We start from the raw sequence: 19,204 nt of genomic DNA on the forward strand, positions 1-19,204 counted from the left end.
TTAAGTCAAATCATATCATATTTCTCTTCACTCCATAGAACAAAAGACATGTTCCTTATTTCAGGAACACACCTTTTGTTTACTTCTGATTAAATAAACAAAAACAGACCTCAAAGGTCTGTTTTTGTTTGGTCTTTTAGAATTAAACTAGCAAATCAATAAGATTTATCCTTCTAATAATAAAGAGGTAGGATCCTCCAATAATTCTTTCACTGCAACTAGGAAGCTGACAGCCTCTTTTCCGTCGACAATTCGATGGTCGTAAGAAAGGGCAATATACATCATCGGGCGGTTTTCCATTCGTTCACGATCAATCGCTACTGGTCTTATTTGGATTTTATGCATACCGAGAATCCCTACTTGCGGGCTATTCAAGATCGGCGTTGACATTAATGAACCGAAAACTCCGCCGTTTGTAATCGTAAATGTTCCACCTTGTAAATCATTTAAAGTAAGGGCATTATCACGAGCTTTTTTACCGAGATTACTGATTTCTTGTTCGATTTCGGCAAAGTTTTTCTGGTTCGCATTGCGGACAACCGGTACGACCAACCCCTCTGGTGCTGCCACGGCAATTCCGATATCATAGAACTTCTTCAAAATCAATTCATCGCCTTGAATTTCAGCATTTAAAAGCGGGAATTGCTTCAAAGCCGAAACCACTGCTTTTGTAAAGAACGACATGAACCCAAGACGAACCCCATGTTTTTCGAAAAAGGCGTCTTTCCGCTTCGTGCGTAAATCCATAACAGCAGACATATCCACTTCGTTAAATGTGGTCAACATCGCCGCTGTATGCTGGACTTCTACTAAGCGTTTAGCGATGGTTTGACGTCGGCGGGACATTTTCACACGTTCTACTGGTTTGTCAAACTCTTCATCAATTTGTTGTACGACAGGTTTTGGGCTGGTCTTTTCCAACTTTGGTTCTTCTTTAACCGCAGGTGTATGTGTATATGCTTTTACATCCTCTGTTCTAATTCTGCCAAGTGGATCACGGCTGCTTACTTGGTGTAAATCGATTCCCCGTTCTCTTGCCAATTTTCTTGCTGCTGGTGAAGCAATTGGACGTGCGGCTATCGAAAGTTCTGGCTCAGGTTGGTTGCTTTGTTGATTAAAAGTTTCTTCTGCCGGTCTTTCCGGAGCTGCAGCTGGAACAGTAGGAGTGCCTGGAGTGGCTCCTGCAGCCGTATTCTCTTCGATAATCGCAATTACATCGCCTACTTCGACGATATCGCCCGTCTCTTTTAATAATTTTGAAACTATACCTGAGTATTCGGTATTTAATTCGATATTCACTTTGTCTGTTTCCAGCTCAACAACACTATCTCCTTTGGTCACTTTATCACCAACGTTAATGAGCCATTGTGAAATGGTTCCTTCTGTAATGGATTCTGCCAGTTCTGGTACTTTTATTTCTATCATGTGGTGTATCCTCCTAGGTATGATGGTAAGTCTCCTATTATGCTCGTATTTCAACTATCGTAATTTGTGAGTGATGATGGTTAGTTAAAACTAAACTCTCTTTCTTGTTTCTGAGTATCTTCCAGACTCTATATAGTTCAAAGCCTGTTGGATAATGCGTTCTTGTTCCTTTTTATGAACGATTGGATCGCCGCCTGCCGTACTTGAACGCTCCTGACGTCCAATGTAACCAACTGTCTGGCTACCGGAAGCAAGATCAAAGAGAATTGGGGCGATATAGTGCCACGCACCCATATTTTTCGGTTCTTCCTGTACCCAAATGATTTCCTTCAAGTTTGGATAACGCTTCATGATCGCTTCTACTTTTTCCTGAGGAAATGGATACAATTGTTCGATTCGAACGATGTGTAACTCTTCTAAGTTTCGATTTTCTTTCGTTGAATCGATTTCTACAGCCAGATCGATGGCCATCTTACCAGTTGTTAATACTAAACGCTTTACCTTGTCTGTCTCTTTTCCGAGCTGAGGCTGTTCCACTACTGTTTGGAAATGGCCTTCGCTTAGCGCAGTACCTGGAGAAGCGACCAACGGGTGACGAAGCAGACTCTTTGGCGTCATAATCACCAATGGCCGAACAAACTCTGTTCCTAAGATGGATGCTTGACGGCGTAAAATATGAAAATATTGGGCTGCACTTGTCAGGTTGGCAACTGTCCAGTTGTTTTCAGCTGCTAACTGTAAAAATCGTTCCGGACGGGCACTTGAATGCTCCGGACCTTGGCCTTCATACCCATGAGGCAACAGGAGAATAAGCCCTGATTTTTGCCCCCATTTCGCTCTTGCGGATGAAACAAATTGATCATAGAGGGGTTGTGCTGTGTTGGCAAAGTCGCCATATTGTGCTTCCCACATGACAAGTGTTTCAGGAGCAAATACATTATATCCATATTCAAAGCCTACAACCGCTGCTTCCGACAGCGGACTATTATGAACCGCAAACGAAGCCTGTGCTTGCTGAAGCTGGTGCAGTGGTGAATAGGTTTCGTTTGTTTCCGAATCATGGAGAACAATGTGCCGCTGCGCAAACGTTCCACGCTCAGAATCTTGGCCGGTTAGACGAATCGGCGTACCTTCTTTTAACATCGACGCAAATGCCAGTACTTCTGCCACCGCCCATTCTACTTTCCCGTTCTCTTCTAGTGCCGAATTACGGCGCTCCAGAATCCGTTTTAACTTTGGATATACATGAAAACCTTCCGGCCATTTCAGCAAATCTTGGTTTAATTCACGAAGGGTACCAAGGGGCACGCTTGTTTCTACCGGTGGAATTCCTTTGGCGATCACCCTCGGAACCTCTACTTCTGCAAGGGGTTCACTCTGCTTCTTCTCGGACGCTTTTTCAAACTCAGCCTGCAACATTTCCTGCACGCTGCGGTTAATGTGCTCAACTTCATCTTGTTTGAGAATGCCACTATTTTGCAACTGTTTGGAATACACCGCTCTTACCGTTGGATGGTTCGCGATTTTTTTGTAAACCTGTGGCTGGGTGACTGCTGCATCGTCCATTTCATTGTGGCCAAATCGCCGGTATCCAACTAAATCAATCAAAAAGTCCTTTTGGAACCGAGTACGGTATTGATAGGCCAGACGAACGGCAGCCAGACAAGCTTCTGGATCGTCCGCATTTACATGTACAATCGGAATCTCAAATCCTTTTGCTAAGTCACTCGAATATCTTGTCGTACGAGAATCGTGGCTATCTGTCGTAAAGCCGACCATGTTGTTGGCAATGATATGGATGGTTCCACCAGTTCGATATCCTTTTAACCCGCTTAAATTCAAGGTCTCCGCTACAATTCCCTGTCCCGGAAAGGCTGCATCGCCATGGACCAAAATCGCAAACGCCCTCTTAACATCCTGCTTAGGATAACCGGCAGACTTTCGTTCTTCTTGGGCAGCTCTTGCAAAACCTTCAACTACCGGATCGACAAATTCAAGATGACTCGGATTATTGGCTAAAGTAATACGTGCGCGAACGTTTCCGGGGCCTTCCATGAATCGATTTCGGCCTAAATGGTATTTCACGTCTCCAGTCCAGCCCTCACTTATGTCGACCAAATCTTCTGACGGACCCTGTTGTTTAGCAGACGAGTGCTGAAATTCAGAGAACATTTTTCTGTATGGTTTGTTTAACACATGCGCAAGGACACTTAGGCGGCCGCGATGCGCCATTCCAATCACTACATTACGCGCTCCATCCCCGACACCTTCGTGCACGGCTTCATTCAGCATGGGGACAAGCATGTCAACGCCTTCAATGGAAAATCTCTTTTGACCGACAAAGGTTTTATGCAAAAATTGTTCAAATCCTTCAACCTCTGTCAAACTCTGTAACAAGTTCGTTTGTTCTTCTTTAGATAAGGAGCGATGCAAAGAACCTGTTTCCACCATTTGAGTTAACCATGCTCGTTCATCCATATGTTGCACATGGTTAAATTCATAGGCTAGTGTGGAGGTATAAATACGCTTTAAATGGTTGATAGCATCCCATGCGGTTTGAATACCTGCTGGTGCCTCCTCCCAAACAAGTTTGGATGGAATCGCTTTCAAGTCTTGCTCACTTACCCCATGTTTTTCTGGATTAAACAACTCTTGATTTTGTAGATTCCCCTCTAATGGGTTCATGTTTGCCGCTAAATGACCGTTTGAACGAATATCTTCAATCAGTTTTACCACTTTGAGTACTTTCTGTATATTTATGGAATTGTCAGGATTGACAAATTCATTATTGAGGGGTTCTTCGGTATGACTTGATTCAAAAGACAAAGGGGAGCCCCATTTAATAAAAAGCTCTTTTAATTTTGGATCAATGGTATCTTCCCCGTTCGTGTACCGCTCATATTGTTCGATTACATAGCCCAGGTTTGGACCATTAAATTTCCGCCATGGATTATGTTCGTTTTTTTGTACTCCCATTCCCAATTCCCCCATTGTTGTGTTACTTTATATGTTTTGTTTCTGATTATTTAGTGATGTAATTATCAATTGCTTTAGAATAAGGATAATGTAATAATTGAAATAAATAAAATGCTAAAAAATTATATTAATCTATAAAAAATATTTATATCAGATAGATGGGTGGAAAAATGGATTATCGTGACTGGGAAATACTAAAGGTGCTTTATCATCAAAAGAATCTAACAAAAACAGCTCGCCTCTTATTTCTTACTCAACCCGCGTTAACGACTCGATTAAAACATATGCAGGAAGAACTAGGCGTTAAAATCGTAACTCGTGAAAGCAGAGGAGTGCATTTTACCCCACAAGGAGAATATCTTGTTCATTGTGCTGAGGAGGCCCTTGCTCATTATGAAAAGATTAAAGAAAATGTCCAAAATATGAGTCATAACGAAAGTGATAAAGTGGTAGGTACGTTGAAATTGGGGGTATCCAACTTTTTTGCCAATTATGCACTTCCTTATGTTTTGAAACTATTTAAAATGCAATATCCTCATGTGGAATTCAAGGTAACTACAGGATGGAGCAGAGACGTAACGCAGCTTATACACAACAAGGATGTTCATATCAGCTTTGTTCGGGGAGATTATGGATGGCGAGGATTATCGAAACAACAATTATTTGAGGAAAAGATTTGCATTGCTTCTATGAATGAAATTGATATTATGGATCTCCCTAGTCTTCCGAGAATTGAATATAGAGGGGATTATTTATTAAAATCAATCATTGATCATTGGTGGGGTGAAAATTATTCGCAAGCGCCCTTTATTAGTATAGAAGTTGACCAAGTTGATACGTGTAAGGAAATGGTTATAAATGGTTTAGGCTATGGCATCCTGTCCAGCAGGGTACTTACCGGAATAGAAGATTTACATAAAATCCACCTACTTGATCAAGAAGGAAATCCTATATTGCGAAGAACGTGGATGTATTATCATAAGGAATCTCTGGAATGGAATGTTGTTAAGGCATTTGTACGCTTTATTGAGAACTTTGATTGGAAGGACAATTGAATTTAACAAGCTCTGTGGAGAATTTATTGAGCAAACAGGTTCCTAAATGTCAATATCGCTGACAATGCAAAAAAGAATATATCGAACAAAAAAACCAGCCGGAGACGCTTCCTGGCTGATTTTTGTTTCGTAACTGTATTAAAATATATAATATTTTCAAACTTTCAAGGGAAGATAGCTGTTTAGATTAGATCCTTGACATCCTGACTGCCATGTATTGTCTGCCAGGGAGCTCGATTCGGAATTTTCCTTCATAGATTTCTTCCAATTCGTTAATTGTCATATTCCACGTATCAATTACTTCTACTTTATACTTCGTCCCTGGTTTCATCCGATATTCTCTGAAGCGAGGCTGGTTAAAGCCGTAATAGAAAAGATAATATTCGTCCGGTATTCCTGCCGCAGGTGCATCCCATGACATTTGCAAAGGATTCAATCCATCTTTTGGACTTTCTTCCATGATGCCCCTTAAGAATGCAATACGATCGGGACTGCTTCCATGCAGTTTGCCGCCTTTAGACCACCATAAAACCTCATCTGGACGCAGGTATGTTTCACCATGCCCAACATATCCTCCTCTTAAGGCACCTTCCCAGAATCGGCGTGTCATTTCTTCACCAGGAATGTTGCCCCAGCCTTGATCAATGTCTCCTTCATATGCACATTCGTCTATAACAATTGGCTTATTCCATTGTTTCCGCCACTCATCCGCGCTTTCTGCCGTCTTGTATACATCAATGCGTTGAACGCTGCAATGAGTGATCCATGGTCGGTTGTAATCATAAAATTGTAAACAGTTGTGGATAGAGATCAAATGATTATAAGGGTCATTTTCCGTAATAATTTTTGCAAAACGTTCCCAATCATCTATTTCCTTAGACCACATTAAATCGTACTCATTGGCCAAAGACCACCAAACATGTCGATAGGCGGAAAGACGGGCAACGATGTATCGCAAATACCGATCGTCAGCGCCCTTTTTCATATCCGCAAATCCCCATCGATCATATGGGTGGAACAAAATCAAATCTGCTTCGATACCAAGCTTTCCGAGATCGATAATTCTTTGTTCCAAATGTTGAAAGAACAATGGATTGAATCGAGTATTATCCCAACCTTCCTCAATCGATCCCTCATACGGGTAAAAGGGAGGTTCGTTGGTATTGAAAGAATACGATTTCGGAAAAACACACATACGCATTTTGTTGAAAGGAGATGTTTCAAGCGTTTCTAGTGTTTGCTTAATCAAATTTTCCTCCTGATGGACCCAGGCATAACAAGTCGTACCGACCGGAATATACCTTGTTCCGTCCTCATGAGCAAAATGAAAGGTGTTTTGTACACGAACCGGACCCTGATTCCCTTCCAATGCTTCCTTACAGACAAATTGACCTTCAATACTATCAAGTGATCTGGCGGAGCTTTTCGTCCGGAATGTCCATTTGCCTTCAGTGTCAGGCATAAATCGAATCCGGTAAACGCCTTCTCCGTCATAGAAACCTAGTGTTTCCAGTGTTCTATCTTCAAAACTAAATTCAGCACTTAGAGCTACGTCGACAAACGGATTTCCGTGATCCGGGCCCTGCAATTTCAACTCGAATACGCCCCACTTGTCGACATGATCAGGCAGTGTAATCGCCGCCGAACCTCTAGCCACCGATTCATTTTCATAATCAGTAGCCGGTGTAATCTCACTGCTGTCCTCCGACTCCTCCGAGACCTTTGCCAAATCCTGCTGCAGTGCTGTTACAATTTCCGACGTCAGTGTTAATTCTGGAATATACGAAGCAAGCTGTGGTAAATCAGCTAACCTAATAAATGTACCTAGACTTGGATCAAGCATTAAATCAAAAAGTTGAGGAATATGTTTTTCTAGTATGCCCCTAGCCTCTTTATTCGACAAAACACTACCTAGTTTCGTTTTTTCTGTAAATTCCAAAATGATAACCTCCAGCTGGTAGAATTATTTAATATACTAAAACACCATTTACTGACTGCTTCCACCCTTGATAATACTTATCTCTTACATCACTTGTCATCAAAGGGCGATACAATTCATGATCCTGATTAAGTTTATTTATTTCATCTTTAGATTTCCAAATTCCGACTCCTAAACCCGCTAAATAAACAGAACCCATTGAAGATAGTTCGGCTACTTCTGATGCAATAACATCGCTATCCAACATATCTGCTTGATATTGCATTAAGAAGCGGTTTCTTGTTGCGCCTCCATCCACTTTTACACTTTTTATTTGAATATTGGATTCTGATTGCATCAGTTCAATAATATCCTTAACCTGATAAGCGATACTTTCTAATGCTGCACGCACGATATGCGGTTTTCCGGTATTGCGGCTCATTCCCATAATTGCGGCACGAGTGTACGGTTTCCAATAAGGAGCTCCTAAGCCTACAAAAGCTGGTACAAGATAGACACCCTGATTATCTGATATAGAACTTGCCAACTGCTCAGCCTCATCAATTTCATCAATCAATTCGAGCTGATCCTTCAGCCATTTAATCGTATCACCGGTACTATTAATAATCCCTTCCAGTGCATAACTTACTTTCCCATTCATTCCCCATGCAATGGAAGTGACTAAACCATTGGTACCATCCACCAATTCATCAGTTTGCATCAGTACGGAAGTGCCTGTACCATATGTCGCTTTGGCCATGCCCGGCTCAAAACATTTCTGCCCAAATAAAGCACCTTGAGAATCTCCAATTATCCCTGAGATAGGAAGTTGTGTGAACGGAAGAGCGGGATCCTCGGTAACACCAAATAGTTCATTAGAATCTTTTACTTCAGGAAGCATTTCTTTTGAGATACAAAAAAGTTCCAACAACTCATCATCCCACTGAAGGGTATGAATATTAAATAGAAGTGTTCGGCTTGCATTCGAATAATCGGTTGCATGGACTTTCCCGCCTGTTAATTTCCAGATGAGCCAGCTGTCAATCGTACCAATTAAGAGCTTGCCTTCTTTTGCTCTGTCTTTGACGCCATCTACATGATCCATAATCCATTTTACCTTAGATGCAGAAAAATATGGATCTGCCTTTAACCCGGTTTTTGATTGTATAAGATGTTCATATCCCTGCTCTTTTAGCTCTTGGCAATTGTCAGACGTTCTTCGACATTGCCAAACGATAGCATTATAAACTGGGATTCCTGTTTCTTTATCCCAAACGACTATCGTTTCTCGTTGATTTGTAATCGCTAAAACAGCTAAATTATCTTGTGAGACATCAGATGTTTGAACCATCTCTTCCAAGAGTGTTTTAACATTTTCATAGATTTCAACCGGATCATGCTCTACCCATCCTGGGTGTGGATAGTATTGTGTATGACTAACAGAACATTTATGAATAATTTGTCCTCTCGTATTAACGAGCAATAGTTTTGTTCCCGATGTACTTTGATCAATCGAAAGAATATATTTCTCGTTTGTCATAGAAATACCTCATCCATTATTCACCATCTGCATGGCAATCTTCCTAACATTGGTTACACTTAATCCATAATGATCAAACACTTCAGCTGTTTTTCCTGCAACAGCCGGTTCGTCTGGCAGCCCAAGAATCTTGATAAGTATCGGGTGGCTTTGTGAAACAACCTCAGCCACCGCTGAACCTAAACCGCCATAAATGCTATGCTCTTCGATGGTGATAATTCTTCCTGTTTCCTGAGCAGCCCTTAGAATTGCTTCCTTATCTAACGGTTTGATTGTATGCATATTGATAACCCGACAATCGATTCCTTCCTGTTGAAGGGCTTCTGCGGAATCTAATGCAATTCTGACCGTCTCGCCAGTTGCAATAATGGTTATATCTGTTCCTTCTTTCATCGTGACTGCTTTACCAATTTGAAACTCATAGTCTTCAGATACATATGAATCTTCAACTGGATTGCGACCAATCCGAAGATATACCGGTCTATCATATTCAACTAATGCTTTAATCATTTTTTTCGACTCATGACGATCCGCTGGCATCATTACATCTAGACCAGGAATGGCACGGGTCACAGCGAGATCCTGCAGAGAATGGTGAGACATGCCTAGTGCACCATAACTAACGCCGCCGCTAATGCCGATTAGTTTCACATTTGTATTGGAATACGCAACATCTACTTTGATTTGTTCAATACTTCTCATGCTTAAAAAACAAGCAGGTGATGCAACAAATGGTTTTTTACCAGAAGCCGCCAAGCCCGAAGCAATCCCAACGAGATTTTGTTCTGCAATTCCGACCTCTACAATTTGATCCGGTAATTCTTTCCCAAAATTCACAAGAGAAGCTGATCCTCTGGAATCACTAGTTAAGACTAAAATATCTCTATTTTCTTTCGCTAATTCTTCTAAAACCTCACTGATAGCTTGACGATTAGCGATCTTATTTCCTTTTACACTTTTTAAAGCCGCTTTAGTCATTGTAGCACCTCCAGTTGCTTTGAAAGTTCTTCCATTGCTAATTCATATTCTTCTTTATTAGGTACGTAATGATGCCATTTTGCTACATTTTCAGCAAATGAAATTCCCTTGCCTTTGACTGTATTTGCAACAATCATCGTTGGTTTTCCGCTCACTCTAGGCGTATTGCTTAAAACTTCTACTAACTGTTCGATATCATTTCCATCTACTTCTACGACTTCCCAGCCAAACGATCTCCATTTATCCCCTAACGGTTCAAGGGACATAACATCTTCGGTACTTCCTGTTATTTGCAATCTATTGCGATCAATAATAGCGACTAAATTATCCAGCTTGTACTGAGAAGCGGCCATAGCCCCTTCCCAAACTGACCCTTCTGCCTGCTCGCCATCCCCCATTAGAGTATAGATTCGATACGATTTTCCATCCATTTTGGCAGCCAAGGCCATTCCAACTGAAATTGGCAACCCATGTCCCAACGCACCTGTATTCATTTCTACACCAGGCACTTTATTGTTCGGGTGACCTATTAATCTTGTATTAAATTGAGAGAATGTTTTTAATTCCTCTTTTGGAAAAAACCCCTTATCCGCTAATATCGCCCAGTATGATTCAACGGCATGCCCTTTACTCTGTATATATCGATCACGATTTTCCCATTTAGAATTCTTTGGATCCACATTCATAATATGATAGTAAAGAACCGTTAAGATATCGGTATTGGAAAGAGAGCCACCTGTATGACCGGTACCCGACTCATAAATCATTTTTAGCAGTTCCATTCGAATTTCTGTTGCTTTACGTTTTAGAAACTCAATTTTACTCATCCTTTTTACCCCCCAGCTTTATTTATTAAGGTCGCTCCCACGAAGCCATGCTCTAATTTCACTTTCAGTTGGATCTACTGGATCAGGATTCAACCCAGGAATATATTCACATGCCTCAAACAGGACCGGGATAACGTTCGCGTGGACACCTACTGAGTGGTGAATATATGGTCCTTTCACTAACTTTTCTTCCCATAATGGCCAGTCATTTACTTCCACCCAAACGTATGAACCTCTGGTGAATGGACCTTCAATGCCCTTTGCTTTTCCAAGAAAGATAGAATATTCACCATGATCTCCGTCAAAACGTGCAAGCGTCATTTCTCCACCCTTTATTTCTCCTTCATGAGTTCCTGGAGAATGATCATCAAATAGGAAATGTTTGTTTAGCTTTGGCTTTTCTTCTACACTTAACGATACAGGGAAATTTCCGCAGTGGAATAATAACTCTCCATTTGGATTTTCAGGATGACGTACTGTAATATCTGCGAAAAACGTTGGTTTTGTATTTAATGTAGCTGCTTGAACCATAATGGAAGTTATCGCACCATGTATATCTGTTTCACAGGTTACTGGGATTTGTTCGTCTGTCAAAATCGCATTTGCCAAACATGGCATAATGCCAATAATATCTTGTAAGGTTGACCAGCATTGAATCGCAATCGCTGTACTTCCTGTATCTGCAGCCATTTGTTTCATCGCTACTTTTAATGAAGCGATTCGCCGGACATCCTGTTCTGTTACTCCACTCCAATCAAGCTTTTCCTTGATATAGCCAATTGCTTCATCTAATTCTGGGCTATCAGACTTTTCTATCTTCAATGTTCCTTTTTTCAACTCTTCGAGAGTGATCGGATGAATTTGTATTCCAAACGTCTCTAACAATTCACCCTCATTGCAGATAACAGACCAAAAGTCAGAGGGCCTAGTCGATATTTGCAAGATTCGTAGATTAGTAAATTGCTTTACAACATTGGCTGCACCAATAAAATTCTTAAACCCGCGTTCAAAAACAGGGCTATCCACACTGCAATTCGTAATATATGTAAACTTAACATTAAATCTTCTTAGAACTTTACCTGTTGCAAAAATTCCGCATTGTGAATCACGAAGACGCATCCCATCTTCCAGTGGAGCCTCATCCCTTGGACCCCAAAGTAAAACAGGTTTGCCAATTGCTTTTGCTACTCGTGCAACAATATCCTCTGTTCCAAAGTTACAGTGTGGGAAGAATACAGCATCCACCTCTGCATCTCTAAATCGTTTAATAATGGCCGGTTCTTCTAAACGTTCATGCAACAACCCTTCTTCATTAATCCCTTCCAAATCAACAATTTCCATTTCCAATCCAAAGCTCTCAATTTTCTCTCTAATTAATTGTTTAAACTTTAATGCATCTTCTTTACTAAATACAAATCTTCGAGTGGGTGCGAATCCAAGCTTAATCTTTTCCATTTTCTATGCCTCCTAAGCAATTTCTCATCAACTAAAATTCAACTAAACATACTAAAACGCTCATTTAATTTAAAGCGCATTCAAAAAACAAAAATGTTAAATGAACTAAAATTATTTATCTTATTTAAACTACTTGAGTCAATAATATCAACGATTAAATTATCAGTCAATTGTTTTAATAAATTTATTTAGTTGTTTTTTCAGTTTTATATAAACTTTTTTACTTAATCAATTTTAAGAACTTTCCCTTGAAACGTATAAACACTACCGAATTACTACTGAATATTTGTATATAAATTCATTTATTTTTACTAAACATCCACTGAAAAAACTTGTCTTATGCTATAATCAAATGAAATAAGTTTATAAAACAGATCAGTACTTTTATCAACTAGGTAGGTGTTATATTTATGAAAATAGATGATATTGCTAAATTAGCCAATGTCTCAAAATCCGCTGTCTCTCTGGCGTTGAATGGAAAAAATGGGGTAAGTCAAAAAACGCGCGAGAAAGTCTTACGAATCGCACAAGAACATGGATACATTCCGCGCCCTATTATTAAAGCTGATCAATATTTTCAGCCAAACACAAAATTATTGAGATTTATTGCTTGCACAAATGCAGGAATAATAACAGAGCAATATGAATCGCTCCCTTTTTTTATGGAGTTAATTCATAATCTTGACAAACAAATCGGCTCCAGTGGTTATTCTCTTTTGGTTTCATCTATCAGTATAGAAAGCCTTCAAGAAGAAGTATCGAGGCTCGAACAAGAACAAAAATCGGCAGGCATATTATTGTTAGGTACCAACTTAACGCAAGAGCAAATTAATCTAGTTGCAGAAATACAGCCAAATATCGTTGTCCTGGATACTTGTTTTGAAACATTAGATGTAAACTTTGTCGTGATGAACAATGTATATGGTGCGTACCAGGCAGGACAATATTTAATGGAGTTGGAACACCAGCAAATTGGTTATGTAGGGTCAAATACAAGAATGTATAATTTTGACATGAGGAAAAAAGGCTTTTTGCAAGCACTCACTGAAAACGGTTTAAAAATTGCCGAAAGTAATTACTTTTCATTATCCCCAACAGTAATTTCATCCCAAGATGCTTTTAAAGAAAAAATCAATAAACGGATGGGTCAATTACCCACTGCTTTATTTTGTGAAGCGGATTATATGGCCATTAGCGTAATTAAATCGCTCACTGAATTAGGAATAAAAGTCCCGGAAGACATTTCTGTTATCGGCTTTGATAACATTTTTGAATCACAAGTGATTACTCCTGAATTAACGACCATACATGTAAAAAAAGACAAGATCGCATTACTATCAGTAGAAAAACTAATTAGACAGATTGAAAATAATGACTCTGATAAAATAAAATTGTTTGTTGATACAGAACTCATTGAAAGGAATTCATGTGCAGTAAACAAAGTGACAAACTAGGAAGGATTGAATCAAAATTTGGTTTTAATACAACCTCTATTCGGAACTTTACATACTCCGATTGGTGAATTTTGAACCCCTGTTGGTTGCCATGGCAAAAAACCCACGGAATGTCATTTTCCGTGGGTTACTTATTTTTAAAATAAACTTGTGAGACAGCTTAAATTTGTTTTTTTTTTTTTGCGGTTATTGTAATCTTTTCCTTTATGATCGATTTCTTTGGGTCAAGCAAAAATTTTTCCTGCTACTAAACATGCTAAACAAATTTTAGTTTATATAATGATTTCTTTTCCTTACAGAAACTTTAAGCAGAGTAATTTGAACTAAAATATATCTTATTTATTTGCCCCCCTACTCTGTGAGAAGGGGGGCAAAATAGGTGTAATCTATTTATTTCTTAACAAGATTAGTTTCATTACTACCCGAGAACTGGTTTAATTCGTCCATCAGATTTGTTAGCATTTCTTCGGTAAACGCACCCATGCTGAAGTTGACTAATGCACGAAGAGGCATATATTTCATCATGGCTTCCATCATTTCGGCCGCATCCCCTTCATTTGCACCTAAATCCGGGAATGGATTGTGTTTATTTAATAATTCCGTCGCTAACGGTAGTAAAATTGGATCTGCCAGCAAATCACCAATTAAGGTATTGCGATGAACCTGCTTTCTAATGGAAACTGTTGATTGAACAACGATGCTATCTTTAAGGACAATCTCTTGCGACGATTCTCCTACTAAAATTTCAAACTTTCCTGTTTCCACATGCCAGTCATTCATTTCCACATTATAGTAAGCAAATGCCCGCTTATTTAATAAGAACGTAACTGTTTTTTCCTCACCTGGCTGCAAGTCCACTTTTTCAAAGCCTTTCAGCTCTTTTTCAGGTCTGTTGACACTGCTCTTTACATCTTTTACATATAGCTGCACAATCTCTTTTCCAGCACGATCACCTGTATTTTTAACGGTTACACTGACTGCCACCGTTTCGGTATCTTGAATCTCTTTTTGACTGATTGAAAGATTGCTATATTCAAAAGTAGTGTAGCTTAATCCAAATCCGAATGGGAATAGCGGTTCAACTTTTTTCGTATCATAGTAACGATAACCGACAAAAATACCTTCTTTGTATTCCACTTTGTCGCCTTCTCCCGGGAAGTTCAAGAAAGAAGGGTTATCGCTTAATTGTTTAGGGAACGATTCTGCTAATTTTCCGCTCGGATTTGCATCGCCAAATAATAAATCTGCGATGGCACCTCCAAGTGCTTGTCCGCCTAAATAAGCTTCAAGTATACCTCTTACATTTCCAATCCATGGCATTTCAATCGGTGAACCGTTGCTTAACACGACAATGATATTGCGGTTCACTTCCGCTACTGCTTCGACTAATAGACGGTGGTTTTCCGGCATGCGCAAATGTTCGCGGTCATAGCCTTCCGATTCATAACGATCAGGAAGTCCGGCAAAAAGGATCACCTTATCAGCTTGAGCCGCCACTTCTTTTGCTTCTGCAATAAGCGTTCCGTCAATTTCGTCAGAGTCGAGACTGTATCCTTGAGCATATAACACATTCGTGTGCTTACCAGCAGTTTTTTCGATTTCTTCCACAATGTTTTCAAGCTTTGTCGGTTTTACATGAGAACTTCCCCCGCCTTGATATCTTGGCTTTTTAGCAAATTCTCCAATAACGGCAATGGTTCCTTCTTTTTTCAGCGGAAGAATAGCTTCTTCATTTTTTAATAACACCATGCTTTCCCTTGCCATTTCTCTGGCAAGCTGGTGATGGGCATCTTTGTCATAGACAGCATTTTCTTTTTTATGATCAACGGCCATAAAAATAATGCGCAATAATCGTTCAACGGCTTTATTGAGTTTTTCTTCAGACAATTTACCGCTCTTCACAGCGTCGACAATCTTTTGGTCACCGATGCCATTACTAGATGGCATTTCAAGTTCCAATCCGGCTGATAATCCTTCTGCACGTTCATTCACCGCACCCCAGTCGGAAACGACAAAGCCTTCAAAGCCCCATTCATCTTTCAGAATCTCATTTAACAAATATTCATTTTCAGATGCGTATTCACCGTTTACTTTGTTGTAGGAGCACATAACAGTCCATGGCTGGGACTGTTTGACCACGCCTTCAAAGCTGGCCAAATAAATTTCGCGCAATGTTCTTTCATCAACAACAGCATCCGTTGACATCCTGCGGTGCTCCTGGTTATTAGCTGCAAAGTGTTTCAAAGATGTTCCGACTCCCTGGCTTTGAACCCCTTTAACATGGTTGGCAGCCATTTCTGAAGCTAAATAAGGATCTTCAGAGAAATACTCAAAGTTTCTTCCACAAAGCGGTGAACGCTTAATATTCACTCCAGGTCCAAGCAAAACTGCTACATCCTCTGCCTGGCATTCTTCTCCTAGAGCTATCCCTACTTTTTCAATGAGTTCGCGATTCCAAGAGCTGGCCATTCCGGCAGCTGACGGAAAACAAGTGGATGGGACACTGTTATAAATCCCTAAGTGGTCTGCACCCTGTGCCTGCTTGCGAAGACCATGCGGCCCATCTGTCACCATAAGAGATGGAATCCCTAGTCGTTCAATCCCTTTTAAATGCCAGAAATCTAATCCAGAGCATAGGCTCGCTTTTTCTTCTAATGTCATTTGTGAAATTAATTGTTTGATATCTCGCATTGTGAACCTCCTAGTATGGTTAATAGAAAACGCTTTCTATTTTTATATTGTATTAATTTCTCGCTGGTAGTTATGGTAATATTTATCGAAAAATAGTATTATCTTATTAACTAAATTAAATAATATTGAATTCGTTTACTTTAAAAGGGGAACTAACGTAGCATGCCATATCTTAATAGAGACCACTTAGAGTATATTTGCAGGCATATGAATGAGACTTTGAAAATTCCTTTTTACCTATTTGATTCAAACGGTGAATTACTTTTTGAATCATCATCAGGTTACAGACAAAACCCACTATACCATGCAAAATTAGACTATTTAAGACAGCTAATGAGGAACGATGATTCATCAGAATACCCGATCATCAAATCGACTAAATTACTTGAAAATTACTTGATTGTTAATTTACAGGGTGGAGATACATTCCAAGGGAGTATTATTGGAGGTCCATCCGTTTTTACTAATTACTCTGAAGACATGATAAGAAGGATGAATCATGACCTTGGATTTTTTATCGATCAAGAATTCATTATTCTTTACTATCAATCACTTCCAATTATGAAGCTTCATGACTTGACACGTGCCGGTATCCTTGTCCACTATATGATTTATCATCAATTACTGGATACAGAAAATGTTATCAAACAAAATCAAATAATCGAGGATCAGGAGGTTCTTACTGAAAGTCCCGATTTGGAAATATCTTTAAGACGTCAAAATACTAAATTCCATCATGATTATTTAATTGAAAAGAAACTTTTTGGAGCAATAACAAAAGGAAAAAAAGAGGAATTGTTAAACTATTTGAACATCGCAAATGAGGAATTTGAATATGGAGTCCTATCAAAGAATAGCCAATTAAGAAGTGAAAAGAATTTAACCATTTCAGGCATTACCTTAGCCACTAGAGCTGCAATGGAAGGCGGTTTATATCCAGAAATCGCCTATTCCTTAAGTGATTTATATATTCAAAGACTCGAAGAATTACAGGATATTCATGAGGTAAAGAAATTAATGGAAAAAGCATTTGGTGACTTTGCTGAAAGAGTTCACACCAGTCAAATTGAACAGTATTCTAAACCTATCTCACTCTGTCAGAATTTTATTTTTAACCATGTATATGAAAACATTACATTGTCTCAATTATCAGAGCTGGTACAATTGACTCCAAATTATTTATCCTCGCTTTTTAAAAAAGAAACAGGAGTTTCTTTGAGCGAATATATTCAAAAAGTGAAAATAGATGAAGCAAAAAATTTATTAACATTAACTTCCTATTCTCTTTCCGAAATTTGTACTCTATTAAACTTTACGGATCAAAGCTATTTTATAAAAGTCTTTAAGAAATTTACAGGAGTTACCCCCAAACATTTTAAAGATAATCCTATAAATTAAAGAGACCGTGTATGTCTGCCACGGTCTCTTCAAAAATTATAAATGAATTTAGTAATCAGCTATCTGTTCATTAACGTTTTGCTCTTCTGGCTTCTAATTCAGCAATAATTTCATGATGCGGCTTTTCCCATTTATAGACAAAAGCCATAATAAGGATGGATACAACACTAAAAATAATTGGCAGCCAAAGGTAGCTAAGGGAAATCATTTGCAGAGTAGTCTCTGTTTGCTGTTGATTAGCAACGTAACCACCGGCAGCCAGTAACCAAGCAGGAATCGCTCCACCCAGTCCAGAGCCTAATTTAATTCCTATTCCTGCAGCTGATACAAGGATCCCCTGGGCACGGACTCCTGATTTCCACTCACCATAGTCAACCGTATCTGCCATTAAGGTAAACAGTAACCCTGCTGGCAATCCCATTCCGATTGATCCTATGATCGTTCCAGCAATAATTATCGATACATTATCTCCACCTATAAAGATGATTAATTGACCAATGATATTGATAGCAATTCCTGTATTAATTAATAGTACTTTACTAAATTTCTTTGTTAAGAAAGGCACTGCCAAAATACCAACAAGTGAAAACATTGCAAGGGTGTTGACCGTAGAAATGATGTCAGGTTTACCGATGTTATAAGTCATATAATAAATACCGGCAGACAATTTCATGATATACAACATGAAGAAGACGATTCCTAATAAGGAAACAGCCATCCATGGGCGATTGCCTTTAATTGCTTTTAGACTTTCTTTTACCGGAATAGCTTCGTTACCAGATATATTTTGAACACGTTCTCTTGTGTTTAGGAAGGTAACAAAGAACAAGATTAAACCAATAACAGAGAATAGTGTCATCGCATAGAAGAAACCTTTTTGCTGATTGCCAGCACCAAAATAAGCAACGAGTGGTAATAAAGATAAGTTAACAATTAATCCGCCCACCTGTCCGCCTAACATACGGAACACATTGGCAACGGTTCTTTCCTGAACATCGCTTGACATACTTGGAAGCATTGTTGTTAATGGGTTATTAACGGCTGCATATAACACATTGGCTGTAATATAAAATATGTAAGCGTAGGCCAATTTACCGGAAGCGCTTAATTCCGGTCCCATAAAGAGAAGGATGGAAACAATCGTAAATGGAATACTAGACCACAATATCCAAGGTCTTGATTTTCCCCACTTAGTATTTGTCCTATCAATCAAGACCCCAAAAATCGGACTATCAATCATATCTACAAATCTTGCAACTAACATTAAGGTACCAACTGCAGCTGCCCCAATTCCAAAAACATCCGTAAAGTAAAACGTTAAATAAGTGGTTATGACCGTATAAATTAAGTTTGAACCCGTATCTCCCAAACCGTAACTAACTTTTTCTAATAAGGACAGCTTTTGATTTGTACTTGAAGTATGGTTCACTTTTAGTAAATCTTGTTCTCTTAATGCCATGTTTATACCCTCCCTAGATAGTTAAAAC

The 19,204-nt window shown here is 39.2% G+C and carries 12 protein-coding genes; 3 read left to right on the forward strand and 9 right to left on the reverse strand.

The window, feature by feature from the left end:
• Positions 1–165 precede the first annotated feature (165 nt).
• Together odhB and AB7942_RS00095 are read right to left on the reverse strand one after the other, a co-directional pair.
• Complete coding sequence (gene odhB / locus AB7942_RS00090; RefSeq protein ID WP_369445370.1) at positions 166–1,425, reverse strand: 2-oxoglutarate dehydrogenase complex dihydrolipoyllysine-residue succinyltransferase; 1,260 nt, start codon at positions 1,423–1,425, stop codon at positions 166–168.
• Between the two features lie 90 nt (positions 1,426–1,515).
• Positions 1,516–4,401 (reverse strand): 2-oxoglutarate dehydrogenase E1 component, encoded by a 2,886-nt coding sequence (locus AB7942_RS00095; RefSeq protein ID WP_369445371.1) that lies wholly within the window; start codon positions 4,399–4,401, stop codon positions 1,516–1,518.
• Between the two features lie 170 nt (positions 4,402–4,571).
• On the opposite strand from AB7942_RS00095, the gene AB7942_RS00100 reads away from it, so the two are divergent.
• On the forward strand, positions 4,572–5,456 hold the full coding sequence (locus AB7942_RS00100; protein ID WP_369445372.1) for a LysR family transcriptional regulator: 885 nt from the start codon (positions 4,572–4,574) through the stop codon (positions 5,454–5,456).
• A 187-nt stretch (positions 5,457–5,643) separates the two neighbouring features.
• Here AB7942_RS00100 and AB7942_RS00105 read toward each other — a convergent pair whose 3' ends face one another.
• Genes AB7942_RS00105 through AB7942_RS00125 form a run of 5 tightly spaced genes read right to left on the reverse strand, consistent with a single transcriptional unit; the run spans position 5,644 to position 12,174 of the window.
• The gene (locus AB7942_RS00105; RefSeq protein ID WP_369445373.1) at positions 5,644–7,395 is read right to left on the reverse strand and encodes a DUF5605 domain-containing protein; all 1,752 of its coding nucleotides are present in this window, start codon (positions 7,393–7,395) and stop codon (positions 5,644–5,646) included.
• A 28-nt stretch (positions 7,396–7,423) separates the two neighbouring features.
• Positions 7,424–8,914 (reverse strand): glycerol kinase GlpK, encoded by a 1,491-nt coding sequence (glpK, locus tag AB7942_RS00110; protein ID WP_369445374.1) that lies wholly within the window; start codon positions 8,912–8,914, stop codon positions 7,424–7,426.
• Positions 8,915–8,923: 9 nt separating this feature from the next.
• Positions 8,924–9,892: a transketolase family protein gene (locus AB7942_RS00115; protein ID WP_369445375.1), complete on the reverse strand. Its 969-nt coding sequence runs from the start codon at positions 9,890–9,892 to the stop codon at positions 8,924–8,926.
• Positions 9,889–10,719 (reverse strand): transketolase, encoded by an 831-nt coding sequence (locus tag AB7942_RS00120; RefSeq protein ID WP_369445376.1) that lies wholly within the window; start codon positions 10,717–10,719, stop codon positions 9,889–9,891. Before AB7942_RS00120 ends, AB7942_RS00115 begins: the two co-directional genes overlap by 4 nt.
• A gap of 18 nt (positions 10,720–10,737) precedes the next feature.
• Positions 10,738–12,174 (reverse strand): L-fucose/L-arabinose isomerase family protein, encoded by a 1,437-nt coding sequence (locus tag AB7942_RS00125; RefSeq protein WP_098932930.1) that lies wholly within the window; start codon positions 12,172–12,174, stop codon positions 10,738–10,740.
• A gap of 410 nt (positions 12,175–12,584) precedes the next feature.
• On the opposite strand from AB7942_RS00125, the gene AB7942_RS00130 reads away from it, so the two are divergent.
• Complete coding sequence (locus AB7942_RS00130; protein ID WP_369445377.1) at positions 12,585–13,628, forward strand: LacI family DNA-binding transcriptional regulator; 1,044 nt, start codon at positions 12,585–12,587, stop codon at positions 13,626–13,628.
• A gap of 390 nt (positions 13,629–14,018) precedes the next feature.
• On the opposite strand, the gene AB7942_RS00135 is transcribed toward AB7942_RS00130, so the two are convergent.
• Positions 14,019–16,319 carry a glycoside hydrolase family 3 C-terminal domain-containing protein gene (locus tag AB7942_RS00135; protein WP_369445378.1) on the reverse strand — a complete coding sequence of 767 codons (2,301 nt, stop codon included), beginning with the start codon at positions 16,317–16,319 and terminating at the stop codon, positions 14,019–14,021.
• A 162-nt stretch (positions 16,320–16,481) separates the two neighbouring features.
• Here AB7942_RS00135 and AB7942_RS00140 point away from each other — a divergent pair, with 162 nt between their 5' ends.
• The gene (locus AB7942_RS00140) at positions 16,482–17,717 is read left to right on the forward strand and encodes a helix-turn-helix domain-containing protein (RefSeq protein WP_369445379.1); all 1,236 of its coding nucleotides are present in this window, start codon (positions 16,482–16,484) and stop codon (positions 17,715–17,717) included.
• A 70-nt stretch (positions 17,718–17,787) separates the two neighbouring features.
• Here the strand turns inward: AB7942_RS00140 and AB7942_RS00145 are convergent, their stop codons facing one another.
• Positions 17,788–19,176: a glycoside-pentoside-hexuronide (GPH):cation symporter gene (locus AB7942_RS00145; protein ID WP_369445380.1), complete on the reverse strand. Its 1,389-nt coding sequence runs from the start codon at positions 19,174–19,176 to the stop codon at positions 17,788–17,790.
• Positions 19,177–19,204 lie beyond the last annotated feature (28 nt).

The sequence above is a fragment of the Neobacillus sp. BF23-41 genome, assembly GCF_041106275.1.